This window comes from Homoserinibacter gongjuensis (genome assembly GCF_030161875.1).
Taxonomy (GTDB): domain Bacteria; phylum Actinomycetota; class Actinomycetes; order Actinomycetales; family Microbacteriaceae; genus Homoserinibacter; species Homoserinibacter gongjuensis.
The window spans coordinates 1,801,720-1,824,984 of record NZ_BSVA01000001.1 but is presented as its reverse complement, the minus strand read 5'-3'; the positions used below and the strand labels follow the sequence as shown (position 1 = coordinate 1,824,984).

29 protein-coding genes and 2 pseudogenes are annotated in these 23,265 nt (G+C 71.3%); 9 read left to right on the top strand and 22 right to left on the bottom strand.

Translation table 11 applies throughout. The features are described 5' to 3' along the window. Nucleotides 1-91: 91 nt before the first annotated feature. From QQK29_RS09885 to QQK29_RS09870, 4 genes are read left to right on the top strand one after another with little or no spacing between them, the layout of a single operon-like run. On the top strand, nucleotides 92-595 hold the full coding sequence (locus QQK29_RS09885; RefSeq protein WP_284299930.1) for a response regulator: 504 nt from the start codon (nucleotides 92-94) through the stop codon (nucleotides 593-595). Further along, complete coding sequence (locus tag QQK29_RS09880; RefSeq protein WP_431308680.1) at nucleotides 541-735, top strand: LuxR C-terminal-related transcriptional regulator; 195 nt, start codon at nucleotides 541-543, stop codon at nucleotides 733-735. Before QQK29_RS09885 ends, QQK29_RS09880 begins: the two co-directional genes overlap by 55 nt. After that, on the top strand, nucleotides 732-971 hold the full coding sequence (locus tag QQK29_RS09875; protein ID WP_284299926.1) for a hypothetical protein: 240 nt from the start codon (nucleotides 732-734) through the stop codon (nucleotides 969-971). Before QQK29_RS09880 ends, QQK29_RS09875 begins: the two co-directional genes overlap by 4 nt. Continuing rightward, the gene (locus tag QQK29_RS09870; RefSeq protein ID WP_284299924.1) at nucleotides 956-2,941 is read left to right on the top strand and encodes a sensor histidine kinase; all 1,986 of its coding nucleotides are present in this window, start codon (nucleotides 956-958) and stop codon (nucleotides 2,939-2,941) included. The genes QQK29_RS09875 and QQK29_RS09870 overlap by 16 nt, the downstream gene beginning before the upstream one ends. Here the strand turns inward: QQK29_RS09870 and QQK29_RS09865 are convergent. From QQK29_RS09865 to QQK29_RS09805, 13 genes are all read right to left on the bottom strand, one after another. Further along, nucleotides 2,850-3,380 carry a signal peptidase I gene (locus tag QQK29_RS09865; RefSeq protein ID WP_284299921.1) on the bottom strand — a complete coding sequence of 177 codons (531 nt, stop codon included), beginning with the start codon at nucleotides 3,378-3,380 and terminating at the stop codon, nucleotides 2,850-2,852. The two genes, QQK29_RS09870 and QQK29_RS09865, sit on opposite strands and share 92 nt — an antisense overlap. Nucleotides 3,381-3,396: 16 nt before the next feature. Next, the gene (locus QQK29_RS09860) at nucleotides 3,397-3,591 is read right to left on the bottom strand and encodes a hypothetical protein (protein WP_284299920.1); all 195 of its coding nucleotides are present in this window, start codon (nucleotides 3,589-3,591) and stop codon (nucleotides 3,397-3,399) included. Beyond that, complete coding sequence (locus QQK29_RS09855) at nucleotides 3,555-3,863, bottom strand: hypothetical protein (RefSeq protein ID WP_284299918.1); 309 nt, start codon at nucleotides 3,861-3,863, stop codon at nucleotides 3,555-3,557. Before QQK29_RS09855 ends, QQK29_RS09860 begins: the two co-directional genes overlap by 37 nt. Before the next feature lie 112 nt (nucleotides 3,864-3,975). Beyond that, nucleotides 3,976-4,455 carry an RCC1 domain-containing protein gene (locus tag QQK29_RS09850; RefSeq protein ID WP_284299916.1) on the bottom strand — a complete coding sequence of 160 codons (480 nt, stop codon included), beginning with the start codon at nucleotides 4,453-4,455 and terminating at the stop codon, nucleotides 3,976-3,978. Beyond that, nucleotides 4,452-4,868, bottom strand: coding sequence for an RCC1 domain-containing protein (locus QQK29_RS09845; protein WP_284299914.1), 417 nt, complete (start codon nucleotides 4,866-4,868; stop codon nucleotides 4,452-4,454). The genes QQK29_RS09850 and QQK29_RS09845 overlap by 4 nt, the downstream gene beginning before the upstream one ends. A 319-nt stretch (nucleotides 4,869-5,187) precedes the next feature. Beyond that, on the bottom strand, nucleotides 5,188-5,673 hold the full coding sequence (locus QQK29_RS09840) for an RCC1 domain-containing protein (protein WP_284299912.1): 486 nt from the start codon (nucleotides 5,671-5,673) through the stop codon (nucleotides 5,188-5,190). 14 nt (nucleotides 5,674-5,687) lie between these two features. Further along, nucleotides 5,688-6,791: an RCC1 domain-containing protein gene (locus tag QQK29_RS09835; protein ID WP_284299910.1), complete on the bottom strand. Its 1,104-nt coding sequence runs from the start codon at nucleotides 6,789-6,791 to the stop codon at nucleotides 5,688-5,690. 43 nt (nucleotides 6,792-6,834) lie between these two features. Then, nucleotides 6,835-7,431: a TasA family protein gene (locus QQK29_RS09830; RefSeq protein ID WP_284299908.1), complete on the bottom strand. Its 597-nt coding sequence runs from the start codon at nucleotides 7,429-7,431 to the stop codon at nucleotides 6,835-6,837. A gap of 133 nt (nucleotides 7,432-7,564) precedes the next feature. Continuing rightward, on the bottom strand, nucleotides 7,565-8,305 hold the full coding sequence (locus tag QQK29_RS09825) for an RCC1 domain-containing protein (RefSeq protein WP_284301942.1): 741 nt from the start codon (nucleotides 8,303-8,305) through the stop codon (nucleotides 7,565-7,567). A 64-nt stretch (nucleotides 8,306-8,369) separates the two neighbouring features. After that, entirely contained in the window at nucleotides 8,370-8,837 is a 468-nt protein-coding gene (locus QQK29_RS09820; RefSeq protein ID WP_284299907.1) for an RCC1 domain-containing protein, read from the bottom strand. Nucleotides 8,838-8,992: 155 nt separating this feature from the next. After that, entirely contained in the window at nucleotides 8,993-10,375 is a 1,383-nt protein-coding gene (locus tag QQK29_RS09815; protein WP_284299905.1) for an RCC1 domain-containing protein, read from the bottom strand. A 169-nt stretch (nucleotides 10,376-10,544) separates the two neighbouring features. Then, nucleotides 10,545-11,996, bottom strand: coding sequence for a bifunctional UDP-N-acetylglucosamine diphosphorylase/glucosamine-1-phosphate N-acetyltransferase GlmU (gene glmU / locus QQK29_RS09810; protein ID WP_284299903.1), 1,452 nt, complete (start codon nucleotides 11,994-11,996; stop codon nucleotides 10,545-10,547). Between the two features lie 72 nt (nucleotides 11,997-12,068). After that, entirely contained in the window at nucleotides 12,069-12,326 is a 258-nt protein-coding gene (locus tag QQK29_RS09805) for a hypothetical protein (RefSeq protein ID WP_284299901.1), read from the bottom strand. 170 nt (nucleotides 12,327-12,496) lie between these two features. Here QQK29_RS09805 and QQK29_RS09800 point away from each other — a divergent pair, with 170 nt between their 5' ends. After that, on the top strand, nucleotides 12,497-13,984 hold the full coding sequence (locus QQK29_RS09800) for a peptide MFS transporter (protein ID WP_284299899.1): 1,488 nt from the start codon (nucleotides 12,497-12,499) through the stop codon (nucleotides 13,982-13,984). Next, complete coding sequence (locus QQK29_RS09795; RefSeq protein WP_284299897.1) at nucleotides 13,985-14,626, top strand: TMEM175 family protein; 642 nt, start codon at nucleotides 13,985-13,987, stop codon at nucleotides 14,624-14,626. 11 nt (nucleotides 14,627-14,637) lie between these two features. On the opposite strand, the pseudogene QQK29_RS09790 reads toward QQK29_RS09795, so the two are convergent. The 3 genes and pseudogenes from QQK29_RS09790 to QQK29_RS09780 all read right to left on the bottom strand — a co-directional run bounded on the left by QQK29_RS09790 (nucleotide 14,638) and on the right by QQK29_RS09780 (nucleotide 17,774). Then, nucleotides 14,638-16,332, bottom strand: a pseudogene (locus QQK29_RS09790) (ABC1 kinase family protein). 4 nt (nucleotides 16,333-16,336) lie between these two features. Further along, nucleotides 16,337-16,843 carry a PadR family transcriptional regulator gene (locus tag QQK29_RS09785; protein WP_284299895.1) on the bottom strand — a complete coding sequence of 169 codons (507 nt, stop codon included), beginning with the start codon at nucleotides 16,841-16,843 and terminating at the stop codon, nucleotides 16,337-16,339. 85 nt (nucleotides 16,844-16,928) lie between these two features. Then, nucleotides 16,929-17,774: a helix-turn-helix transcriptional regulator gene (locus tag QQK29_RS09780; protein ID WP_284299893.1), complete on the bottom strand. Its 846-nt coding sequence runs from the start codon at nucleotides 17,772-17,774 to the stop codon at nucleotides 16,929-16,931. A 144-nt stretch (nucleotides 17,775-17,918) separates the two neighbouring features. Here QQK29_RS09780 and QQK29_RS09775 point away from each other — a divergent pair, with 144 nt between their 5' ends. Together QQK29_RS09775 and QQK29_RS09770 are read left to right on the top strand one after the other, a co-directional pair. Continuing rightward, entirely contained in the window at nucleotides 17,919-18,158 is a 240-nt protein-coding gene (locus QQK29_RS09775; RefSeq protein WP_284299891.1) for a ribbon-helix-helix domain-containing protein, read from the top strand. After that, a complete protein-coding gene (locus QQK29_RS09770; protein WP_284299889.1) occupies nucleotides 18,155-18,472 on the top strand; it encodes a type II toxin-antitoxin system RelE/ParE family toxin in 318 nt (105 codons plus the stop codon). Before QQK29_RS09775 ends, QQK29_RS09770 begins: the two co-directional genes overlap by 4 nt. Nucleotides 18,473-18,494: 22 nt before the next feature. Here the strand turns inward: QQK29_RS09770 and QQK29_RS09765 are convergent, their stop codons facing one another. From QQK29_RS09765 to QQK29_RS09740, 6 genes and pseudogenes are all read right to left on the bottom strand, one after another. After that, nucleotides 18,495-19,193 carry a gamma-glutamyl-gamma-aminobutyrate hydrolase family protein gene (locus tag QQK29_RS09765; RefSeq protein ID WP_284299887.1) on the bottom strand — a complete coding sequence of 233 codons (699 nt, stop codon included), beginning with the start codon at nucleotides 19,191-19,193 and terminating at the stop codon, nucleotides 18,495-18,497. A 136-nt stretch (nucleotides 19,194-19,329) separates the two neighbouring features. Beyond that, nucleotides 19,330-19,620: a thioredoxin family protein gene (locus tag QQK29_RS09760; protein WP_284299884.1), complete on the bottom strand. Its 291-nt coding sequence runs from the start codon at nucleotides 19,618-19,620 to the stop codon at nucleotides 19,330-19,332. A 47-nt stretch (nucleotides 19,621-19,667) separates the two neighbouring features. Continuing rightward, nucleotides 19,668-19,877, bottom strand: coding sequence for a hypothetical protein (locus tag QQK29_RS09755; RefSeq protein WP_284299883.1), 210 nt, complete (start codon nucleotides 19,875-19,877; stop codon nucleotides 19,668-19,670). A 322-nt stretch (nucleotides 19,878-20,199) separates the two neighbouring features. After that, nucleotides 20,200-20,712: a GNAT family N-acetyltransferase gene (locus tag QQK29_RS09750; protein ID WP_284299881.1), complete on the bottom strand. Its 513-nt coding sequence runs from the start codon at nucleotides 20,710-20,712 to the stop codon at nucleotides 20,200-20,202. Then, nucleotides 20,709-21,113 carry an arsenate reductase ArsC gene (locus QQK29_RS09745; RefSeq protein WP_284299879.1) on the bottom strand — a complete coding sequence of 135 codons (405 nt, stop codon included), beginning with the start codon at nucleotides 21,111-21,113 and terminating at the stop codon, nucleotides 20,709-20,711. Before QQK29_RS09745 ends, QQK29_RS09750 begins: the two co-directional genes overlap by 4 nt. Before the next feature lie 361 nt (nucleotides 21,114-21,474). After that, a pseudogene (locus QQK29_RS09740) lies at nucleotides 21,475-22,422 on the bottom strand (FAD-dependent oxidoreductase); the annotation flags it as partial. Between the two features lie 87 nt (nucleotides 22,423-22,509). Here QQK29_RS09740 and QQK29_RS09735 point away from each other — a divergent pair. Next, on the top strand, nucleotides 22,510-22,860 hold the full coding sequence (locus tag QQK29_RS09735) for an ArsR/SmtB family transcription factor (RefSeq protein ID WP_284299877.1): 351 nt from the start codon (nucleotides 22,510-22,512) through the stop codon (nucleotides 22,858-22,860). Nucleotides 22,861-23,265: the final 405 nt, after the last annotated feature.

The window sequence follows — 23,265 nt, the reverse complement described above, 5'->3', positions numbered from 1 at the left end:
TCGGCGCCCTGTGCTCCGAGTCTAGTGGCGCAGCCGCGCACGCCGTCTCCGTATCATGGGGCGGGGGTGCCTCGCCGCAAGGGAGGATGACATGGCCGAGCCCGTCAGGGTGGCGGTCGTCGACGATCACGAGCTGGTGTCGCTCGCGATGGGCGAGCTGATCAGTTCGCACGACGAGCTCGTCTTCGCCGGTCACGCCGCATCCGTGGCCGAGTTGCGCGCGCAGGGCGTCCGCGCCGATCTGGTGGTGCTCGACCTCAACCTGCGCGACGGGTCGCATCCGGCCGACAACGTCGAGGCGCTCCGCGGCCGCGGAGCCGAGGTGGTGGTGCTGACCTCGGCCGAGAACCCCTACCTCGTGCGCGAGGTGTCGCGCAGCGGCGTGCTCGGCATCGTGCGCAAGTCGGCGCCCTCCCACGAGGTGCTCGACGTGATCGCACGCATCGCGCGCGGGGAGCCTGTGCCGACGACCGAATGGGCCGTCGCCGTCGACTCCGACCCGGCCTTGCGCAGCGCGCCCTCACGGCGCGCGAGCGGGAGGTGCTCGCGCTCTACGCGACGGGCCTCGGCGCCAAGGCGGTGGCGCAGCGGCTGAACGTCACCGAGAACACGGTGGCGGATCACATCCGCCGCATTCGCACCGTATACGCGCAGCTCGCAAGGCCGGCCAACACGAAGGTCGAGCTGTACCAGCGGGGGCTCGAGGACGGCTTCCTCCCGCCGCCGACCTCGTGACGAAGCCCGCCTCGCGCGCGCCGATCGCGTCCGAGCTCCGCGCGCTGCGCCTCCTGACCGCGATGATCGCGGTGACGACCCTCGCCGCAGCCGTCGCCGCCGGGTTCGCGACGGGCCTGCCGAACGCGGTGTCGGCCCCGCCCGCCTACCGTGCGGCGCTCGTGGCGGTCATCGCGGTTCCACTCGTCGCGGGCGCGTGCGCCCCTGGTCGGGGAAGCGGATGCTGCGGGCGCTGAACGCGGGCACGGCGATCGCGTTCGCGGTGCTGCTCGTCGGCTTCCTGCTGCTCGAGGTGCCGGCGCTCGGACCGGCAGCGCAGATCCCGTGGTTCCTGACGGTCACGGCTGCGCCGGTGACGGCAGCGCTCGTCGCGTGGGGGCGCATCGCGGCGTGGGTCTGGCTCGGCGCGTCGACCGCGCTCGTGCAGGTGATCCGGGTCGTGTCGGGCGGGGACGCCCAGGATGCGATCGCGAACGACACCTTCGCGCTCTTCGTCGCCGCGACCCTCCTGCTGCTCACCGGACAGTTCGTGGCCGCCTCGCGCCAGTTCGATGCGGCGACGGCGGTCGCGGCCGCTGCGGCGGCGCGGCGCTCGGCGGATGAGGCGCAGCGGGCCACGGCGGAGCGCCTGCGCCTGCTCGTGCACGACGAGCTGCTCTCGACGCTCGCGCTCGCGGCCCGTGTTGCGCCATCGCTGCGCGAGGCCGTCGGAAGGCAGGCCGCCCGTGCCCGACGACTCATCCGCGAACTGAGGGCCGCGCCTGACGCGCCGGGCACCGCCGATGCCGCGCGGCCCGCGGAGACCGGTCTCGCCGCGCGACTCTCCGCCGTCGTCGCGCAGCTCGCGCCCGACGCCCGCCTCGTCATCGTTCCGGGCGCACCGCCGACGATGCCCGCCGACGTCGAGATCGCCCTCCTCGCCGCAGCCCGCCAGTCCCTCGCGAACAGCGTCGCCCACGCCGGCGACGACACCCGCCGCACGGTGACCCTCCACTGCGACGGAGACGGCGTGCGCCTCGTGGTGCACGACGACGGCCAGGGCTTCGATCCCGATGCCGTGGCACCGAACCGCATGGGCATCGCCGAGAGCATCCTCGGTCGGATGCGATCGCTGCCGGGCGGCTCCGCTCGGCTCGTCTCGAGGCCCGGCGAAGGCACCGCGGTCGAACTGGGCTGGCGGCCCGCGACGACGCCACCGCCCGGGCCGGGGCAACCGGCCACGGCGTCCGTGATGCTCGCGCGCGGCGCCGCGGATCGCCTGTACGGCGTCGCCGTCGCGGTGCTGCTGCTCGCCCAGGCCGTCCTCGCGGTGCTGGCGGCTCTACGCACCGGCGACGTGGCGACGCCCGCGCTCACCCTCGCGGGAGTGGCGAGCGGCTTCGCCGTGCTCGGCCCGATGAGCCCGCGCGTGCCGAGCCGTCGACGCACGGCGCTCGTCGCCGCGATCACGCTCACGACGGGGGCCGTGAGCTGGCTGCCCGTCGCACGCGATCCGGAACGCTACGGAGACGTCTGGTTCATCGCCTCGCTCGGCTTCGTGCTTGTCGTGCTCGCGATGCGCGGCCGCCCGCGTGCCGCGCTGCTCACCGCCGCCGGCACCGCCGTCTTGACGCTGCTGGGTGTCATCGTGCAGCACAACGACGGCGCGGATGTCGTGGCCGCGACGACGCGCATGCTCGCGATCGTCGGCATCGGCTGCGGCTTCGTGCTGGGAATCCTGCGGGTGCGCGCCCGCACCACGGCCCTGCGCCGCGAGGAGCTGCGCGCCGTGCGCGAGGAGAGCTACCGAGACGCGAGCTCGCGCGAGCTGCGCGGCCGCACCGCCGAGCTGGAGGCGCTCATCGGCGATCTGCTCGAGCGGCTCGCGGGACCGGACGAGCTCGACACCGCGCTGCGGCGGGAGTGCGTCGTGCTCGAGGGGCGCCTGCGCGACGGCTACCGCGCCGCGCGGCTCGCCCGGCATCCGCTCGTCGACGCGGCCGCGGCCGCCCGCGGCCGTGGGGTCGACGTGGCGATCTTCGACGACCCCGATGGACGTGAACTCGACGAGGCCGAGCTCGACCGGATCGCCGGCTGGCTCGCGGCGCGCCTCGACGAGACCGCCGCGGGGCGGTTCACGGGACGGGTTCTTCCTGCGGGTCGGCCCGCTGCGGCGAGCGCCGCGAGCGACGAGCAGGTCGCAGAGCTGCCCCACCTGCACCGATGAGCAGCAGCACGACGGCGATGGCGAGCAGCACGACGGTGCCGGGCGGGGTGATGGCGCCGCGCAGGAGCACGGCGGGCAGGCCCGCCACGTGGGTCTCGTAGACGGCGAACACCTCGCGCTGGTGCACCCATCCGGGATCCGGCACGGTGTTGGCGTCGCCCTGCAACCGAGCACGCACATCGGCGCCGTCACGATCGACCTCGAGCACGCGGTGCGTGTACAGGGCGCCGGGCTCCCCCACGACGACGATCCGCCCCACCTCGAGGTCGTCACCGGTGGGCGCCGCGGTCAGCAGCACATCGCCGATCTCGAAGGTGGGCGACATGGATGCGCCGTCGACGACGATCAGCCGATGACCCGTCACCACGGGCAGGAGCACCGGGACGACCAGCACGAGCGCGATGAGGGCGATCGCCGCGGCGCGGAGGCGGGCCATCATCCGGAACCCCTTCGGCTCACGCCTCGGACGCCGTGAGCACGAGCTCGACGTCGACCGCCTGCCCCTGCACCGTGTCGTCGGCATGAGGCGAGAGCGCGACGACCACGGTCACGACGACGCTCTCGCCCGCGGCGAGCGTCACGGGGCCCGCGGCCCCGTCGAAGCGCACCTCGGTCACGAGCTGGGCCGCGAGGAGGCCCGTGCCGAGCACGGCCTCCCCGAGAGCTCGATCTCGCCTGCGAAGGCGCTCGCGACGGGTGCGGTGATCGCGATGACGCTGTCGCCCGGCAGCAGCGTGGAGGTCACCGGGTGGAGCAGCACGCCCGCCTCGTCGACCTCGATGAGCGAGCACCCCGCGCTGTAGACGACGTCGGATGCGGCGGCCTGCGCGGGTGCCGCCGGCTGCGGTCCGGCCACGGCGAGCGCGACGAGGCCCACGAGCAGCAGTGCCGCGGCGGCGGGCGCGCCCGCCGCATCCGCCACATCACGAGCACCAGGGCACCGAGCATCACCAGCCCGGCCGCGGCCACGAGCCACGCGAGCGTGCTCGATCCCGTCTCCGCGAGCTCGCCGACCGCGACCGTGCACACCGAGTTCATTCCGCGCCTCCTGCGTCCGCCCACGTGACGAGGGCATCGACGGCGGGCGATGCCCAGCCGCGCTTCGTGTAGCTGACCCGGTAGCTGATGTCGATGCCCGTCCCGGGCGCGCATCGCTCGGCGGCCGTCATCACCCAGCCGGCCGCGCAGCTGCCGCCCGCGAGCGCGCCCGTCGCGTCCACCGCGACCGGTGCCGCGCTCTGGGTCACGCCGGTCCGTCCGAGCAGCGTCAGGGCCGTCGAGCCGTACCAGCAGGCGAGGATGCCGTCTTCGATCGCGCACGCGTGCTGGTAGCCCGCGGATATCCGCTCGGGCGCACCCGACGCCGAGAGCGCGCCGTCGTCCACCCAGTCCACGATCTCTTCCCCGCCCGCCCGCGTACCCCAGCAGGCGAGTTCGTCGCCGGTGACGACGCAGCTCACGTGCTGACCGATCGTGACGTCCGTGATCACGGCGCCCGAGAGTGCCCCCGTCATCGGAACCTTCTGCGGAAGGGGAACTCGTATCCCGCCCCGCGCCAGAGGCCGTAGTCGTGCCAGCCCCAGCACCACAGCTCGCCAGACACGAGCGCGCAGGAGGATCGCCCGTCGACGTCGATCTGCGTCACGCCGCTGAGACCCGGCACGAGCTTCGGCTGCGTGTCGAATACGCCGTCTTCTTCATAGCCGCCGCCCCAGCAGTAGACGAGCCCGTCGGCGAGAGCGCAGCCCTGAAAGCTGCCCAGCGCGAGCTGAGTGACGGTCTTGCCGGCCAGTGCACCCTGCACGAAGGCGGGAACCGCACGGTTCGTGAGGGTGCCGTCGCCGAGCCCGCCCTCGCTGTTGTCGCCCCAGCAGGCCACCCGGCCGTCGACGGTGAGCGCGCAGACGTGCCGGTATCCGACCGCCACCTGCACGACCTCCGCACCGGCGAGATCGCCCCCGTCACGGCGACCGGCACCGTGCTGTACTGCGCGGTCGCGCCGTCGCCGAGCATGCGCGAGTAGTTGCTGCCCCAGCAGGCGACCTTCGCATCCGCCACGGCGCACGAGACGCCCGCGCCGACCGAGATGTCGGTCGCGACGGTTCCCGCGAGCGCACCGCCGCGGTCCACCACGACGGGCACCGCGCTGTCGCTCGTGGAGCCGTTGCCGAGGCTGCCGTCGGCACCGCCGCCCCAGCACACGGGCACGCCGCCGGCGATCGCGCAGCTGTGCTCGTCGCCCGCGCTCACCGCGGTCGCCACACGGGGCAGCCCCGCGCGCGTGAGGTCATCGACGAACCCCGTCTGCTCGCCGCCCACGAGCGGCGCACCGCAGCGCGGGGGTCGTCGAGCACGCGCCACCCGGGCGCGCACACGGCCCTCGCGAGTCCGCCGGTCGCATCGACCGGAACCGGGATCGTGCTCGACGCCGTCGAACCGGTGCCGAGCCGCCCCTCCGATCCCGCACCCCAGCAGGCGGCGGTCCCGGATGCGACGGCGCAGCCGTTGTAGTCGCCCGTCGCGAGCGCCGTGACGGGGCCGCCGAATGCCGAGTCGTCGACCGCGACGGGCGTCGCGCGACCGATGACCGTGCCGTCGCCCAGCGCTCCGCCGATGTTGCTCCCCCAGCAGGCCGGCAGCCCATCGGCGATCGCGCAGCTGTGCTCTCCCGCGGCGACGATCTCGCTGACCGCCGCACCATCCGCCAAGGGGCCCGTCGGTGAGACCGCCACGGGCGTCGCGCTGTTCACCGAGCCGCCGTCGCCCAGCCCCCGGAGGAGTTCCAACCCCAGCAGAACGCACGCGCGTCGGCGACCGCGCAGCTGTGCGCCGATCCCGCCGCGACTCGGGTCACGGCGAGCCCCGCGAGCACGCCCGAGGTGTCGACGGCGCGCGGCAGCGTCCGGTCCGCCGAGCTGCCGCTGCCGAGCCGACCGTAGTCGCCCTCACCCCAGCAGAACGCCTCGCCGGCGCTCACGGCGCAGGCGTGCGCGATGCCGACCGTGATGTCGGTGACGATGCGTCCGGCGAGCGGGCCGGCCACCGCCACGGGCAGGTACCGGTTCGCGGTGCCGCCGTCGCCGAGCCTCCCGCTGCCACCCCAGCCCCAGCAGTAGGCGAGATCGTCCGCGATCGCGCATACGCTCGTGCCACCGACCGAGACGCGCGTCACGCGTGCGTCCGCGAGGGCTCCCGCCACCTTGACGGGCACGAGGCTGGTGCTCCCGGGCGTCGCGCTCGCGCCGAGCATCGGCCCGAACCCCCAGCAGTAGGCGGAGTCGTCGGCGACCGCGCACACGGCGCCGGAACCGACGCTCACGTCGGTGACCGTCTTGCCGGCGAGCAGGCCGCCGACCCGCACGGGCGAGAGGTGGGGATCCCCGTCGCCGACGCCGACATTGGCGGGATAGGAGGGCCCGCCGTAGCTGCCCCAGCAGTACAGCTCTGCCTCGGCGATCGCGCAGCCGACCCGATCGCCGATGCTGACGGTCGTGACCTGTTTGCTGGTGAGTTCGGGATCCAGGTCGTCCGGCGAGGTGGCCTCCGTCGTCACCGCCGGACTCAGCATCGTCGTCTCGCCGTCGACGGTGCGCTCGACGCGATAGCCGGTGAACGTCTCCGGTCGCAGCGTCGGGGCGCTCCAGCTGAGCGAGGCGCTGCCGTCATCCGCGACGACGGCCGACGCTCCGGCGAGCGGTGGCAGCTCGATCGTGGTGACGTCGCCCCCGACGGCTGCCGCCGAGGCCGTGAACGACGCCGACGTGGAACCGACGGCGGGCACGGCGACGACCACCGCGAGCGTCAGCACGAGCGCTGCATGCGCGGCGTGCGCGGCGGACCGCTGCCTCATCGTCCTCCTTGCCGTCGTGATCGTCGTTGCTGTGGGTCTCGCCTCAGGCGACCCAGCCCGCGGTCACCGGGTGGTTGCGGGCCTGGATGGCGTCGATCGTGACGGCGAAGCCGGCGTCGAGGCCTTGCAGGGTGTCGTCGGCGGTGCCGGCGAGGGCGACGCTCACGGTGAGGTCGATGCTCTCGCCGTCGCCGAGCGCCACACCGTACTGGTAGGCACCGCCCTGCCAGGCGGTGAGCGAGCGCGTGTGCGTCTCGGCGCCGGCGACGACCGTCACCTGCAGGGCGTCCTCGAGGGCGTCGTCGCCCGCCGTCGCGGGCAGGCTCACGGTGTAGTAGATGTCTTCGCTGCCGGTGTTCTCGAGCGTGATCACGGTGGTCTCGGTGTCGCCGGGCAGCAGGCTCGGCACGGCAAGAACGGCCGAGCTCGTCGCGGTGCCCGCCGCGATCTCGACGGTTGCGGTGCCGACCGTTTGACCGCCGACGGTCGCCTGAGAGGTGAAGTACGCGCCGGCGTAGACGCCGCCGGCAGCGAGCGCCATTGCGCCGACGACGGCAGCAGCAGCGACTCCGACTTTGCGAGCGCGTGCGGAACGCGGCCGCGCCGCGTGGAGAGCGGATGCGGTGGTTGCTTCGGACATGATCGAACCCCTTTGCACGACAGCCGGCGGGCACTGGTAATGCGCCCTGGGATCAGGCTAGGAAAGACGCCGAGCGCGCAAAGAAGCTTCCAACCACCAGTTCAGGTGGTTCTTCACGCGGGCGCGGCTCTATCTACGAGGCCGGCCCTCTCCACGCGGAGATCACCACGGTATCCGGGGAGGACCACCCCGCCTTCTGGTAGCTGACCCGGTAGCCCACCTCGATGCCCTCCCCCGGTGCGCACTGGCCCGCTCCCAGCATCGCCGGGAGCCATCCGGTGGCGCAGCTGCTCAGCGCACCGCTCGTGTCGACTGCGACCGGCGGGGAGTCGTGGGCGGGGCCGCCGATGCCGAGCTCGAACGAGGCGCCGACGCTCCAGCAGTGGGCCCGCGCATCCGCGACGACGCATCCGTGCCGGTCTCCGAAGTCGATGTCGCTCGTGACGGTTCCTGAGAGCGCCCCCGAGGCGTCGACCGCCGCGGGCACCGCAGAATCGGCGCGCAACCCCCAGCACACCGGCGTCCCGGCGGCGACCGCGCACGCCGTACGATGCCCGAGGGCGATGCGCGTGGTCGTGCCAGGGACGATCGCGCCACCGCTCTGCACGGCAACCGGAACCGAGCTGTTCGTGGCACGACCGTCGCCGAGTTGTCCGGCGGTGCCCGATCCCCAACAGAACGGATCGCCGTCGGCGATCACACACACCGTGGCGTTGCTCCCGTCGGAATCGGACGCGGCAGCGATCTCGGTCACGGTTCGACCCGAGAGAGCGCCGTTCATGGCGACGGCCACAGGAATCGCGCTCGAGACCGTGTCGCCGTTGCCGAGTCGGCCCTCTGCTCCGGACCCCCAGCAGTAGACCGTAGTCTCCAGCGGCGCGGCGGGGGATGCGCGATGGCGCAGCTGATCCCGCGCGCCGCGGTGACGCGGGTGACCGTCAGCCCCGAGAGCTCACCCCCACAGGGATCGGCATCACGGCGTAGTGGTTGGTGCTTCCGTCGCCGAGCTGACCGTCTTCGCGCGACCCCCAGCAGTAGGCGACACCGTCGCCCACGGCACAGCTGTGCGAGTAGCCCGCGCTGATGTCGGTGACCGTCTTTCCGCCGATGACGGACGACACAGGTGTGGGCGTGCTCCGACGCTCCGAACGACCGCCGCCGAGCTGCCCGTCGAAACCTTCTCCCCAGCAGTAGGCGCGCGCATCCGCGATGGCACAACTGTGCCGGGCCGAGACACTCACCTGGGTGACCGTGCGAGTCGAGAGCATGCCCGACACCTGCACCGGCGTGAGACGCACCTCGACGCTGCCGTCGCCGAGCTGCCCGGCGAAGTTCTGCCCCCAGCACACGGCCGTGCCGTCCGCGACAGCGCAGCTGTGTGCGTCGCCGGCGCTCAGCTGGGTCACCGACTTGAGCGAGCGCGGGACACGCAGATCATCGACGAGCCCGGGCACACCGCTACCGGGAGGTGCGCCGCAACGGAACGGATCACGCAGTGGCCTCCAACCGGGTTCGCACTCCGCGAGGGCGAGGGCATCGCTCGTATCGACAGCACGCGCCGTCAGCGAGCCCGACGTCGTGCCATCGCCGAGACGGCCCGCACTCCCCGAGCCCCAACAGCTGGCCACCCCCGAGACGACAGCGCACGCGTGGAACCCCCGGCGGTGAAGTCCGTCACGGTGCCGGAGATCGCCGTGACCGCGACCGGTGCGAGACGGTCGCCGGTCGCGGCACCATCGCCGCGTTCACCGCTGGAGTTCGCACCCCAGCAGAAGGGGCGTCCGCCGGCGAGCGCACATCCGTACCTGGATCCGAGCGTGACCGCGGTCACCTCCCGGCCGGCCAAGACACCACTCGTGTCGACTGCGACGGGAACATCGCTCGAGGCGACGGTGCCGTCGCCCAGCCTGCCGTACACGTTCTCGCCCCAGCAGAAGACGCGGGCTGCGGCGAGTGCGCAGCTGTGCCGCTCGGCTACCGCCACCTGGGTGACCACGAGCCCGCCGAGAACGCCCTCGGTCGACACGGCCACCGGCATCATCCGGTTCACGCGGGTGTCGTCGCCGAGCTGGCCCGCGGCGTTCCAGCCCCAACAGTAGGCGGCGCCCTCCACGACGGCACAGCTCGTGGCGCTGCCCGTGGCGATCGAGGTGACATCGGTGTCTTCGAGCGCCCCACGCACCGCGACCGGAACCAAAGACCACTGCCCCAGACCGTCGCCGAGCTGCCCCAGCCCGCCGTCTCCCCAGCAGTAGGCGCGGGAATCGGCGACCGCACAGGTGCCGGAAGCCCCTGCCGAGATGTCGGTGACGACCTTTCCCGCGAGTGCGCCACCGACCTTGGCGGGCGCGAGCCGGGACGTCATCGTGCCATCGCCCAAGCGACCCAGGGTGTTGTTCCCCCAGCAATACGCAGCACCGTCGGCGACAGCGCAGGCGTGATGGGGGCCGACGCTCACCCGGGTGGCGACATGCCCCTCCAGCTCGCCGAGCATCCGCATCGGCGTCCAGACGTTCTCAGCATCCGGTCCGCTCATGAAGAGGCTGCCGCCCCAGCAGTACACCTCACCACCGGCAATCGCACAGCTGCTGAGGTTCGCCGAGATCTGGGTGACGGGCGTCGCAGCGAGGCCGAGAGGCGGCACGGTCATGCCATCGCCCGTGAGCCCGTCGCCCACGTCGATCGCCGTGGTCTGCCCGTCGATCGTCCGCTCGACCGTGAAGGTGCTCGCCACCTCGGGGCGGATCGTCGGTTCGTCCCAGCTCAGCTGGGCAAGCCCCATGGCGGAGCTCTCGGCTGCGACGGCGGGCGGGGGCAGAACAGCCGTGGTCGTGGTGCCGCCGGGACTCACCGCCTGTGCCGTGAACGAAGCGCCGGTGTGCGCGACGGGCGCCACGGTGACCACGAGCGCGAGCGCGCCGATCACCGCCCACACGCGGCGCATCCGGAATTTCCTGAGCGCTCCGGTCACCTCATCACCACTCTCGCCACTCGCATGCGGTGCCTGTCGCCAGGCTCAGGATCTTCACATGCTAGGGACGACACGCGGCCGCGATCGCGGTTCCCACCACCTGTTTCGGGGTTCTGTGCAGCAGATCCCCGAAACGCCACAGCTAAGCGCCCGAGGGATCGGTGCCGGCACCGCCCTCGGCGGCGGCAGCAGCCTCCGCCGCCGCGGAACCGGGACGGTTCGTCAGAACCCAGCCGTCGAGGTTGCGCTGCGGGGCCACGCTCATGGCGAGCGCTCCCGCGGGCACGTCCTTGCGGATGACGGCCCCCGCCCCCGAGTAGGCGCCGTCGCCGATCGTGACCGGCGCCACGAAGACGTTGTGCGATCCGGTGCGCACGTGCGAGCCCACCGTGGTGCGGTGCTTGTTCACCCCGTCGTAGTTGGCGGTGATCGTGCCCGCGCCGATGTTGGAACCTTCGCCGACCTCGGTGTCGCCGATGTACGACAGATGCGGCACCTTCGAGCTCCGGCCGATCCGGGCGTTCTTCGTCTCGACGAACGCGCCGATCTTGCCACCGCCGCCGAGTTCGGTTCCGGGGCGCAGGTACGCGAAGGGGCCGACGGTCGCGTAGGCGCGGATGACGGCGAGGGTGGCGTCCGTGCGCTTGACGATCGCGCCCTCGCCCACCTCGCAGTCGACGAGGGTCGTGTCGGGCCCGATGACGGCGTCGCGCTCGATCGTGGTGGCACCCGCGAGCCGCGTGTTCGGCCACAGCTCGGTATCCTCGCCGATCGACACCGTGAGGTCGATCCACGTGGTCGCCGGGTCGTGCACGGTCACGCCGTTCAGCTGGTGCCCGCGCACGATCATGGCGTTGAGGCGGGCGGCCTGCTCGGCGAGCTGGGCGCGGTCGTTGACGCCCGCGACCCGCCAGTTCTCGGCCACCGGCACGGCCGCGACGGGCGCGGCGGACTCGCGCAGCAGTGCCACGACATCCGTGAGGTACTTCTCGCCCTGCGCGTTGGCCGTGCCGATGCGCGGCAGCAGCTCGCGCAACGCGGATGCCGCGAAAACGTAGCTGCCCGAGTTCACCTCGGTGATCGCGAGCACCGTCTCGTCGGCGTCCTTGTGCTCGACGATCGCGGTGACCGCGCCCGAGGCGTCGCGCACGATGCGCCCGTAGCCGGTGGCGTCGTCGAGCACCGCCGAGAGGACGGTCGCGGATGCGGCGGCCGCCCGGTGCTGCTCCACGAGCGCCCCGAGGGTCACGGCGTCGAGCAGGGGCACGTCTCCCGAGACGACCACGACGTCGCCGTCGAAGTCGGCCGGCAGGGCCTGCACGGCCAGTTCGACCGCGCGCCCGGTGCCGGGAACCTCGTCCTGATCGACGACGATCGCGTCATCCGCGAACTCGATCACCGCCGCCGAGACCTCATCGCGCTGGTGCCGCACGACCACCTCGACGTAGGCGGGCTCGAGGTGGCGGGCCGTGGTGAGCACGTGGGCGATCATCGGCAGCCCCGCGATCGGATGCAGCACCTTGGCGCGCTTGGAGCGCATCCGGGTGCCCTCTCCAGCGGCGAGCACGATCACGGCGAGACGGGGGTCGGTCATGCACCCATTCTGTCGCGCCGGGCGCCGGCGGTGTACCGCGGTGCAGCTGGACCGGCGATTCCGCCCGCGATCTCAGCCGAGGAATACGACGACCGCGAGCAGCGGCGCCAGCACGAACAGCACGGCGATGCCCGTGATGAGCGTGCCGATGACGATCGCCGCGCTCGAGACGAGATTGGGTACGAGCGCGGCCTCCTTCGCGGCTGATCGGGACACGAGGCCGAGGATCGCCCCGACCGGCGGAAGCACGACCGCGCAGACGATCGCGACGACATCGAGGGCGCGCGCGGGCGCGCGAAGCGAAGCCACATCCGTTGTGACCGTGGCCATGCTGCTGCTCTCTCATCCGCTCGGGCGGCCGAGCTCGGGTTGCCCGCGCCGTTGCGGGTTGAGGAGACGCTATCGGATGCGCGGCCTCCGACGAAACGACGAATTCCACCCTGTCCCGGGCCGGACCGCAAGGGACTGCCGAAGGGGATGCTCGGGACTACCCTGACCGCATGAGCGAGGGCACGAGCCGGGGCGCACGCGAGGGCACGAGCGAGGACACTCGCGCCGATTCCCGGTTCTTCGGTCAGCCGTGGGCTCTCGCCCACATCTTCGGCGTCGAGATGTGGGAGCGCTTCAGCTTCTACGGCATGCAGGGCATCCTGCTCATCTACATGTACTACACGGTCGCGGATGGCGGCCTCGGCATCGACGAGAGGGTCGCGACCGGCATCGTCGGCGCCTACGGCGGCACGGTGTACCTGTGCACGATCCTGGGCGCCTGGCTCGCGGATCGGGTGCTCGGTTCCGAGCGCGTGCTGTTCTTCAGCGCCATCGTCATCATGTGCGGCCACCTGGCGCTCGCGCTACTGCCGAGCGTGTGGGGGCTCGGGGTCGGGCTCGTGCTCGTGGCGGTCGGCTCGGGCGGCCTCAAGGCGAACGCGACGGCGGTGGTCGGCACGCTCTATCGACGCGGCGACCCGCGCCGCGACGCCGGCTTCTCGATCTTCTACCTCGGCATCAACCTGGGTGCCTTCCTCGGCCCGCTCATCACGGGACTGCTGCAGACCTCCGTCGGGTTCCACTGGGGCTTCGGCGCCGCGGCGGTCGGCATGGCGATCGGGCTCGTGCAGTACTCCTTCGGGCGTCGGGCGCTGCCCGCGGCGGCCCGTGCGGTGGCCGACCCGCTGCCGCGCAACCGGTACGCGGTCATGGCCGGGATCGCCGTGGCCGGCATCGTGGTCGCGGCGGCGCTCGTGCTGCTGGGCATCATCCGCGCCGACAATCTCGCCGGGGTCGTCATCATCGTGATCCTGGCTGCGGCGATCGCCTACTTCATCGTGATCATCGCCTCGCGACACATCACGGCGGATGAGCGCTCGCGCGTGATCGGATTCATCCCGCTCTTCATCGTGAACGTCGGGTTCTGGTCGCTCTATCAACAGCAGTTCACGGTGCTCACGATCTACTCCGACAAACGGCTCAACCGGGAGCTCTTCGGCTGGGAGATGCCGGTGTCGTGGGTGAACTCGATCAACCCGATCTTCATCATCATCCTCTCGGGCGTCTTCGCCGCGATCTGGACGAAGCTCGCCGCCCGCCAGCCGTCGGCCCCCGTGAAGTTCGCGCTCGGCGCCATCATCATGGGCGGCGCGTTCCTGCTGTTCCTGCCGTGGGCGAACGGCGCGGCGAACTCCACGCCCCTGCTCGCGATCGTGGGCATCCTGCTCGTCTTCACCGTGGCGGAGCTCTTCATCTCGCCGCCCGGGCTGTCGGTGACCACGAAACTCGCCCCCGAGCGTTTCCACACCCAGATGGTGGCCCTCTACTTCCTCTCTGTCGCGCTCGGCACCTCCCTCGCGGGATGGCTCGCCGGTTTCTACAACCCCGACGACGAGGTGCCGTACTTCACGGTGCTGGGCCTCATCGCGGCGGCCCTCGGCGTGGCCCTCTGGCTTGCGGCGAAGCCCGTGCTGGCGCTCATGCGCGGGGTGCGCTAGGTGGCGGCGACCGAGGAGGCCGAGACCCGAGGGCTCTTCGGCGCGGAGCGCGCGAGCGCCTTCATCGACGCGGTCGTGGCGATCGCCATGACGCTGCTCATCCTGCCGCTCATGGAGAGCGTGAGCGACATCGGGGATGCGGGCGGCACCACCCTGCACTGGCTCGCCGAGCACGAGCAGCAGCTCGTGAGCTTCGTGCTGAGCTTCGTGATCATCGCGATGTTCTGGATGTTCCACCACCGGTTGTTCGTGCTCGTCGAGGCGATCACGAGCCGGCTCATGTGGCTGCTCGTGGGGTGGCTGCTGACGATCGTGTGGCTCCCGGTCGCCACCGCGATCACGGGAGCCATGGATGAGGGCGACGACCTCGCGAAGATCGTGTACGTAGGCAGCATGATCGCCACGGCGTTCTTCTCGCTCGCGATCCGCCTGTACCTGCGGCGGCATCCGCAGTTGCACCGCAACGCCGCGACAGCCCTCACCGCGGGGATCGCGGCCGACCTCTCCACCGTGCTGCTCTTCGCGATCGCGCTCACGGTGGCGTTGCTGGTGCCGGCGATCGGCTACTACGCGCTCTTCCTCATGCTGCTCACGCCGCTCGTGCAGAAGCTGCTGCTGCGCCTCGGCCGCCGGAGCGGCTGAGCACGCGGGCGTCAGCGCCGACGCCAGGTGAGCACGAGGTACAGCAGCGGCACCACCGAGGCGCCCATGAGCACCCAGGCGAGCACCTCGTCCCCGCCGCGCCGCAGCAGCACCCCGAGAAAAGCAGCGCGGCGAACACGATCGCCGAGATGAGGTGGCCGAGCACCGACTCGATCATCGCGATGCGGCGCTCCACCCCGGGCGCACGGATCGCGAGCTGTCCGCGATCGATGCGGGTGGCGAGCTCGTCGATCCGCTGTGGCAGACGGGCGAGGGTCGTCGCGTAGCGCAGCGCCTTCTGGCCGACCGCGATCACGTCACCCCCGATCCGCGCAGCACGGTGCGCGCGAAGGGGTCGACGGCATCCCACATGTTGAACTGCGGATTGAGCGCACTCGTCACACCCGACACGAGCGAGATGGTGCGGATGAGCAGCAGGAAGTTCTCGGGCAGCTGGAACGGCAGCGAGCGGATGGTGTCGCCGAACTGGCGCGCGAACGCCTCGAGCTCGCGCGGATCGACGGCCCGCAGCTCGGCGACCCCCATGCCGCCGAAGCGGTCGAAGGAGGCCGCCATCGCGCGCTCGAGCTCTTCGGTGTCGGCGCTCGGCAGCAGCACGCCGAGGCGTTCGAGCGAGGCGACGAGCGCCGTGCCGTCGCGCGCCACGACGGCGAGGGCGAAGTCGCGCAGCCCCGCGCGGAGGCGATCGTCGATCTGGCCCATCATGCCGAAGTCCACGAAGGTGAGCCGCCACGCATCCGGGGTCGCCCCCGGCGTGACGAAGATGTTGCCGGGATGCGGGTCGGCGTGGAAGAAGCCCGCCACGAAGATCTGCTGGAACGTGGCGCGCGCGAGCTCCTGTGCCACGGCATCCGGGGCGATCCCCGCCGCCTGCAGCGCCGCCACGTCGCTGATCTTGATGGCGGTGACGTCGGCGAGGGTCAGCACGCGCAGGCTCGTGCGGTCCCAGACCACCTCGGGGGCCAGGATCCGTTCGTCGGCGGCGAAGTCGGCGCGGAACCGCTCGGCGTTGCCCGCCTCGCCCAGGTAGTCGATCTCGGCGCGGCTCGTGGTGGCGAACTCCTCCACAAGCGCGGGCGCGTCGACGCGCGAGGAGATGAAGCGGATCCGCGCGAGCATCCGCGCGACGCGGCGCAGGGCCGCGAGGTCGACCGCGACGATCTCGGCGATGCCGGGGCGCTGCACCTTCACCACGACATCCGCGAAGCCGACGTCACTCGCGATGGCGGGCGACAGGCGGGCGCGGTGCGCTTGACCGAGGATGCGGCGGCGATCGGCACGGGGTCGAACGACGCATAGGCCACCTCGAGTGGCAGCCCGAGCTCGGCTTCGGCCTGGCCGCGGATGCGGTCGAAGCTCTCGGCGGCGACCTCGTCTTGCAGGCCCTCGAGTTCGCGGGTCACCTCGGGCGGCAGCACGTCGAGGCGCGACGACATGAACTGGCCGACCTTGATCATGAGCCCGCCGAGGTCGACGGCCAGGTCGTGGAACCTGCGGGCGAAGGTCTGGAGGCGTGCGGGGCGACCGCGTTCAGCGACGCCGCGCAAACCGAGGCGCGGCAGCACGAGCTCGAACCACCACTCCTGCACGAGCATGCGGGTGGCGAAGCGCATGATGCGGCGGTAGCGCCCGCGCAGCTGCCGCCCGCCGGGCGGTGCCGGGGCGCCGCCGGTCGGCTGCGGCATCCGGTCAGTCCTCGGCGAGGATGGCGTAGAGCGTGCGGCGCGCCTCGTCGATGGCCGCGACCGCGCGTTCCGCCTGCTCGGGCGTACCGCTCTGGGCGACGACGGCTGCGGCCTGCGCGAGCTTCATCCCGGCTTTCGGAAGGGCCATGTTGCGCCCGATGCGCTCTCTGGCCGATTCGGCCGGCTCGGCGGGTTCGACGGCCGCCTCGGCGGCGGCACGGCCCGCCTCGGTGAGGCTGTACAGCTTGCGCTCGCCCACCTGCTCGGCGGTCACGAGCTGCTCGTCCACGAGCAATTGCAAGGTCGGGTAGACCTCGCCGGCGCCGGGGCGCCATCCCGTGCGCTCTTCGATCGCCTGGATCACGCCGTACCCGTGCAGCGGCTTCTCGAGCAGTGAGACGAGCACGGCGGTGCGGATGTCGGGCTCGCCAGGCCCGGTGCCCGCGAGCGTCTCACGGAGACCGTCGACGGCCTCCCAGATGTCGAACCCGTGTGAAGGTGTCGCGCGCATGTCGGAGTCCTCTCGACGTTGTGGCCCACGATACGCCTGGATGCCGGGCGGTCGGCTGGGTGCGCGATGAGGATTCGGGCGTGCTCTATGCGACGCTAGGCGCAGTTTCGGCAGCGAGCACGCCGGAGCGGTAGGCGTGCGCGATCACGGCGGTGCGCGATGACAGCTCGAGCTTGGCGAGGATGCGCGAGATGTGCGACTTCACCGTCGATTCCTCGATGTGCGCGGCGGCGGCGATCTCAGCGTTGGTCATCCCGCGAGCGACCCAGAGGTAGATGTCGCGCTCGCGCGCTGACAACGCCGACAACGCCGCTTGCGCCTCCGGTTCTGCCTGGACCAAGCTCGGAGCGGCGCGCAGGCTGCGCAACCATGTCGGCATCCACCACATCAAGGCTCCGACCAGCAGGGCGACCAAGGTCCAGACGACGAGGCCAGCCAGCGCGTCCGAGTCGAGGCTCTCGCGGCCGTTGATCAGTCCCTGCGTTCCCGAAGATGAGAGCGCAGGCACGTTGAGCAATGCCGAGACCCCCAAGCTGAGCGGTAGTGCCAGCACCACGGCGAGCTTGCGAGTGTGCCCCTTCGCGTGCACCGACAGTGCGAGCGCGGTCGGCGCGAGCAAGAGATACGCACTCCAGCCAGTGTCGCTGAATCGTCCCGCCCAACCGACGAATTGGGCGAGGAGTCCGAGACAGACCAGGCCGAGCGAGATCTCCGGGCTCCGCCGGGCCACCGCGAAGGAGGATGCGAAGGCGAGCGCCAGGGCGACACCGTACGGATTGGTCACCGTCAGATCGTCGCGGACCTGCACGTAGTCGACGACCGGTGGCGCCGAGAGGGTCAACCAGGCCGCGAAGAGCGCGACGGCGCCGAGCGGTTCGATGAGCCACGGTAGCCGTCTCAGGGCCGTGAACTGGTTCTCGCGTCGGACCATGGCGACAAACTAGCGCCGTCTCGGACGCCACAGGCGGGTTGGGGATCGTTTTCCCTCCGCTTGCGGATGCCTGCCCTTCCTGCGGTGGAGCGACATCCGACTCTCAGCGATGGCAAACTTTGCCATCGCTGGTATCGTGGCTCCATGGCGACCATGAACGTCTCTCTCCCCGACGCGCTCAAGGCATTCGTCGAGGCACAGGTGGGCGAACGCGGGTACGGGACCAGCAGTGAGTTCGTGCGCGATCTCATCCGGCATGAGCAGGCGCGCACCGAACTGCGTGCGCTCATCGCCGACGGCATGGCGTCCGGCCCCGGCTCGGAGCTCGACGACGACTACTTCACGAGGCTTCGTGGGCGCATCCGCCAAGCGGCCGACGCGTGAGCCCGCACCGCGTCGTCACAACCGGGCGTGCCGACGAAGACATCGAGCGCGCCGTCGCCTACTACCTTCACGCGGGATCACCACGGCGTGCCGACGACTTCGTCGACGCCCTTGAGGCGTGCGTCCACCGCATCGCCGCGCACCCGTCGATCGGGTCTCCGAGGTTCGCCATCGAAACGGGGATCAGCGAGATTCGCACTATCGCCCTGCAACGCTTTCCCTACCTCGTCTTCTACTCCGAAGACGCGGACGCAGTCCGTGTGCACCGCGTACTGCACACCAGCCGCGACCTCCCTGCGGAATACGCCCGATAGGCCCGGCAGGTAGCGCTGGCAGCTACCGCACGAGCAGCTGCCGCACGAGCGGCGCGAGCTGCTCGCGCGCGACCGCAGGGTGCTCCGGATGCCACTGCACCCCCGCGACGGGAGCATCGGTGTGCTCGATCGCCTCGACGGTGCCGTCGGCCGCGCGGGCGGTCACCCGCAGACAGTCGCCGAGCTCCTTGACGGCCTGGTGGTGCGAGCACTTGACGGGTGCGGAGGCGCCCAGGCGGGCGATCTCGGTGTCGGCCTCCGGGTGCACGGTTGTCGTCACGAAGGGGTCGTCGGCCTTCACGACGTGGCCGATCATGTGCTCGTGCAGAGTTCCGCCGAGCGCGACGTTGAGCTGCTGCACGCCGCGGCAGATGGCGAGCAGCGGACGCCGATCGGCGACGGCATCGCGGATGACGTCGAAGGTCACCCGGTCGGCCTCCGGTTCGTGCATGCCGCTTCCGGGATACTCAGCGAGCCCGCCGTAGAGCGCGGGGTCGACATCCTCACCACCCATGACGAGCACGACGTCGGCCGCGCGCGCGAGCTGGCGCACCTCATCCGCGGGCCGCTCCGTCACGGCGACGAGTTCGGCGGCCCACCCCTCAGCCGCAATCGCGTCGAGTGCTGCCGCGTTGAGCATGTCGAGTTCCGCCTGGAAGTGCGGCGCGTGCGGACGCGACGAGCGGATGTGGAGCACGGCGACGCGGGGCGGCTGCGGCATGCGCCCAGTCAAGCAAACGCCGCCCCTTGCTCGCGAGCGCTACCCGTATCCGCGAGCGCTGTTTGTAGACCGGTAGCGCTCGCGGATACGGGTAGCGCTCGCGAGGGGCGAGCCGCCGGAGGTGGCGCTTGCGGCGTCAGGCCGGGAGTGCGAGCGCGGCAGCGGTCAGTGCCTGGTGGATCGTCGGCACCCCCTGTGCTCGGAACACCTGCCGCCCGTCCGAGGCGCGCACGATGACCGTCGGGGTTGCCTCGATGTCGTGGGCCTCGCTGTAGTCGGGCTCGAACGCGACGTCGTGCTCCTCGACGACGGCGCCCGGCACGAGAGCCGCAGCCTGCGCGAGCACCGAGCGGGTGCTGTGGCATGCGCCGCAGAACGCCGAGCTGAACAGCTCGAAACGCACGGTGGGGTCGGCGGGCTCGGGCACGCATCCAGTCTCTCGCGCACCGGGCGGCCGCGCTGGGTGCGGGGTCTCTATTCTGTGCGGTTCGCGCGTAGCGACTGCCGCACGCGCCACCACAACCAGATGACGGCCAGCAGCAGCATCGCCGAGGCGGCGGCGAGCGCGAACGCCCACGGCGATGGCCAGACCGCAACCGCGGCGAGAGCCGCAACCACGAAACCGAGCGTCGCGACGAGGCGCGCCACGATGAGTGCGAGAAGCACCCAAGCCGATCGGGTCACGGCATCATCATCCACCCCCACTCGGTCACATCCGCGTGCATTGCGAGGTCTTTGTTGCAGATGGCCCGGCCTCGTCGCGAGCTAAGAGCGGGAGCACCGGGTTTCAGGCGGCCCCTCCCCTGGGCTTGCGCCAAGCAGAACGCGACTGGTCCCACCCGCCGCCGGGCCATCTCCGCGAGCGCTACCCATTTCCGCGAGCGCTACCGGTCTACGGGTAGCGCTCGTGGATTCGGGTAGCGCTCGGGGATGTCGAGGCCGCGCCGCCGGATGTCGAGGCTGGCGCGCCGGATGTCGATGCCTCGGCAAGGCATGCGTCCCGGCGTTAGTCGGTGCCGGCGAGCGCGCTGCGTCGCTCCACCATCACGGTGTCGCGCCAGCGCCCGGCCTCTGGGCCGTAGGTCATCTTCGCGATGCGCTCGCGCCGCCCCGCGATGCGGAAGCCGCATCGCTCGTGGAGTGCGAGGCTTCCCGCGTTCTCGGGGAAGATCGACGACTGTACGGTCCAGATGCCGAGGGTGTCGGCGGATTGCAGCAGGCGCTCGAGGAGAGCGCGGCCGACGCCGGTGCCGCGCGCGGCGTCGGCGACGTAGACGGAATGCTCGACGACACCCCGGTAGACCTCTCGCGCCGACACCCGCGAGGCGGCCGCCCAGCCGACGAGCCCGTCGCCGCTCACCGCGACCCAGGAGAGCCCCGATACGCGCGTCGACAAGAACGGCTCCCGTTCGGGCGGGGCGGCCTCGAAGGTGGCGTGGCCGGTGGCGATCCCCTCGGCGTAGATGCGCTCGACCTCGGGCCAGTCCTCGGCCCGCATCTCGCGCAGCGCAATGGTCATCGCAGCTCGAGTTCCGAGATGAGCTGTTCGACGCGGCGCCGGATCTCGTCACGGATGGGGCGCACGGCCTCGATCGCACGGCCCGCGGGGTCGTCGAGCTCCCAGTCCTCGTAGCGCTTGCCGGGGAAGATCGGACACGCGTCGCCGCACCCCATCGTGACCACGACATCCGATTCCTTCACCGCGTCGACGGTGAGGATCTTCGGCTCGTTGCGCGAGATGTCGATACCCGCCTCCGCCATCGCCGCCACGGCCACCGGGTTCACCTGGTCTTTCGGTTCGGAGCCCGCCGAGAGCACCTCGACCCGATCGCCCGCGAGTGCCGTCAGGTAGCCGGCGGCCATCTGCGAGCGCCCGGCGTTGTGCACGCACACGAACAGCACGGTGGGCTTCTCGCTCACGAGCAGCAGCTTCCGCCGGGGTGAGGTCGGTGCTGCACACGCCGGTCGCGGGCAGCACGAGTTCGACCCGCGCGGCCGCCTCGACGTCGCCCGCGAGCCAGGCGACGATCGAGCGCACCTGCTCGTACCCGGTGGCGAGCAGGAAGGTCGGAGCTCGCCCGTAGCTCTTCATGCCGGTGATGAAGAAGCTCGGTTCCGGATGCCCCAGTTCGGCTACACCGTGCGGCGAGACGGTGCCGCAGGAGTGCAGGTTCGGATCGATCATCGGCGCGAGCAAGCGCGGGGCCTCGACGATCTCATCGAGATCGAGACGGATCTCGCGCAGCATGTCGAGGTCGGGACGGAAGCCGGTCGCGTTGACGACGATGTCGGCCTCGACCGTCGTGACATCGTCGCCGCGGCGCCCCGTGACGAGCACCCGCTCGCCGGCGCGAGCGAGGGAGACGATCTCGAATCGGTCGAGCTTGGCGATGAGCCCGCTCGCGACATGCGCGTCGACCGCGCTCCCCAGCGTGGCGCGCGCGGGCAGCTGGTCGTCATCCGACGAACTGACGCGCACGGCGCTTGCGTTGCGGATGGCCCAGGTGATGCGCGTGCCGGGCTCGAGCGCGGCCAAGCGGGCGAGCGCGAGAAGGGTGTTGGCGGCGGAGTGGCCGGCGCCGACGACGAGCGTGTGGCGCCCGGCGAACTGCGCCCGGTCGCGACCGAGCACGTCCGGCAGCGCATGGGTGATCCGGTCGCGGACCTCGTCGAACCCGAGCGGCTCCAGGCCGGACGACGCAAGCGGATTGGGGCTCGCATAGGTGCCGGATGCGTCGATCACCGCACGCGCGGTGACATCCGCGATCCCCTCGTCGGTGTGAACCCGAAGGACGAAGGGCACGCCCTCCCGGCCGGCGGAGCGGGTGCGGTCCATGCCCTCGCGAGACGCCGAGATCACCTCGGCGCCGTACCGGATGCGCGGTGCGATCTGGTCGCTCGCGGCCAACGGGGCGAGGTACGCCGAGATCAGCTCGGCGCCGGTGGGCAACACCTCGGCGGGCGGGGTCTGCCAGCCGGTCTCGCGCAAGAGGCGCTCGGCGGCCGGGTCGATCAGCAGCGACCACGGCGAGAACAGCCGCGTGTGACCCCAGGATGCGATCGATGAGGCGACGGTGTCGCCCTTCTCGTAGATGACGAAGTCGATGCCGCGTTCGACCAGGTGCGCTGCCGCGGCGAGACCGATGGGCCCACCGCCGATGATCGCGACGGGAAGCCCGTCGAGGCGTGCGCTCCGGCGCACGGGGAGTTCGAGTTCGGTGAGGGTCATGGTCGCCTTCCAGGGTATCGACGTTCTTCGATGAAGGAGTATTCGCCTTTCATCGAAGAATGTCAATGTAGGGGCTATGCTGGGCGCATGTCCATGATCGAGTTGCTGCCCGTGCGGGATCTCGCCGCCTGCTGCGCTCCCCTCACTCGCGACACGATCCCGGCCGAACAGGCGGCCGACCTGGCCCATCGCTTGAAGGCGCTCGCCGACCCGACGCGCCTGCGTCTCATCTCGATCGTGGCGGCATCCGCCGACCAGGAGGCGTGCGTGTGCGACCTCACCGAACCCGTCGGCCTCAGCCAGCCGACGGTGTCGCACCACCTCAAGCTCCTGGTCGACGCCGGCTTCCTCACCCGCAGCAAGCGCGGCACCTGGTCGTACTACCGACTCGTTCCCGGCTCGCTCGACGCGGTCGCGGGTCTGCTCACGACGACCTGACGCGAGGGGTTCCCGTAACCGCCCAGTAGCCCTTAGAACCGGGCCTGGCTGGGGTCATTCAAGAGCGCTATTTACAGCCTTAGGCGGCCAGCTGTACACGATGCCGCGGCACCCGTCGGAGGCGTCCGCGGGGGCGGAAGTGGGACAACATCTTCCCCGGATGCTCTGCGGGACATTGGTGTCCCACATTTCTCACCTGCCGACCGGGACAACTCAGACGTCCGCCACGCATGCAGGATCTGTCGCGCGATGAACAGGAGTGGCACGACGCCAACGCCGACCCAAGTTCCACGAACGCCCCCTGTGCGCGGGCTATTGGGCGCCAGGGAAGATCGCTATTCTCCCGCGCAGGCCTATTCGGGAGATATTCGATGTCTAGAGTTCACTCATTTCGCATCTACGTCG

Coding starts and splice junctions, on each gene's coding strand:
- QQK29_RS09750 (WP_284299881.1), bottom strand. CDS start 20,712: ATGACCATTGCGCTGCGCGAGATGCGGGCCGAGGACTGGCCCGAGGTC.
- QQK29_RS09765 (WP_284299887.1), bottom strand. CDS start 19,193: ATGCCGCAGCCGCCCCGCGTCGCCGTGCTCCACATCCGCTCGTCGCGT.
- QQK29_RS09735 (WP_284299877.1), top strand. CDS start 22,510: ATGTCCATGATCGAGTTGCTGCCCGTGCGGGATCTCGCCGCCTGCTGC.
- QQK29_RS09785 (WP_284299895.1), bottom strand. CDS start 16,843: ATGCGCGCGACACCTTCACACGGGTTCGACATCTGGGAGGCCGTCGAC.
- QQK29_RS09850 (WP_284299916.1), bottom strand. CDS start 4,455: ATGACGGGGGCACTCTCGGGCGCCGTGATCACGGACGTCACGATCGGT.
- QQK29_RS09870 (WP_284299924.1), top strand. CDS start 956: ATGCTGCGGGCGCTGAACGCGGGCACGGCGATCGCGTTCGCGGTGCTG.
- QQK29_RS09885 (WP_284299930.1), top strand. CDS start 92: ATGGCCGAGCCCGTCAGGGTGGCGGTCGTCGACGATCACGAGCTGGTG.
- QQK29_RS09780 (WP_284299893.1), bottom strand. CDS start 17,774: ATGGTCCGACGCGAGAACCAGTTCACGGCCCTGAGACGGCTACCGTGG.
- QQK29_RS09805 (WP_284299901.1), bottom strand. CDS start 12,326: ATGGCCACGGTCACAACGGATGTGGCTTCGCTTCGCGCGCCCGCGCGC.
- QQK29_RS09830 (WP_284299908.1), bottom strand. CDS start 7,431: ATGTCCGAAGCAACCACCGCATCCGCTCTCCACGCGGCGCGGCCGCGT.
- QQK29_RS09835 (WP_284299910.1), bottom strand. CDS start 6,791: ATGAGGCAGCGGTCCGCCGCGCACGCCGCGCATGCAGCGCTCGTGCTG.
- glmU (WP_284299903.1), bottom strand. CDS start 11,996: ATGACCGACCCCCGTCTCGCCGTGATCGTGCTCGCCGCTGGAGAGGGC.
- QQK29_RS09815 (WP_284299905.1), bottom strand. CDS start 10,375: ATGCGCCGCGTGTGGGCGGTGATCGGCGCGCTCGCGCTCGTGGTCACC.
- QQK29_RS09865 (WP_284299921.1), bottom strand. CDS start 3,380: ATGATGGCCCGCCTCCGCGCCGCGGCGATCGCCCTCATCGCGCTCGTG.
- QQK29_RS09800 (WP_284299899.1), top strand. CDS start 12,497: ATGAGCGAGGGCACGAGCCGGGGCGCACGCGAGGGCACGAGCGAGGAC.
- QQK29_RS09775 (WP_284299891.1), top strand. CDS start 17,919: ATGGCGACCATGAACGTCTCTCTCCCCGACGCGCTCAAGGCATTCGTC.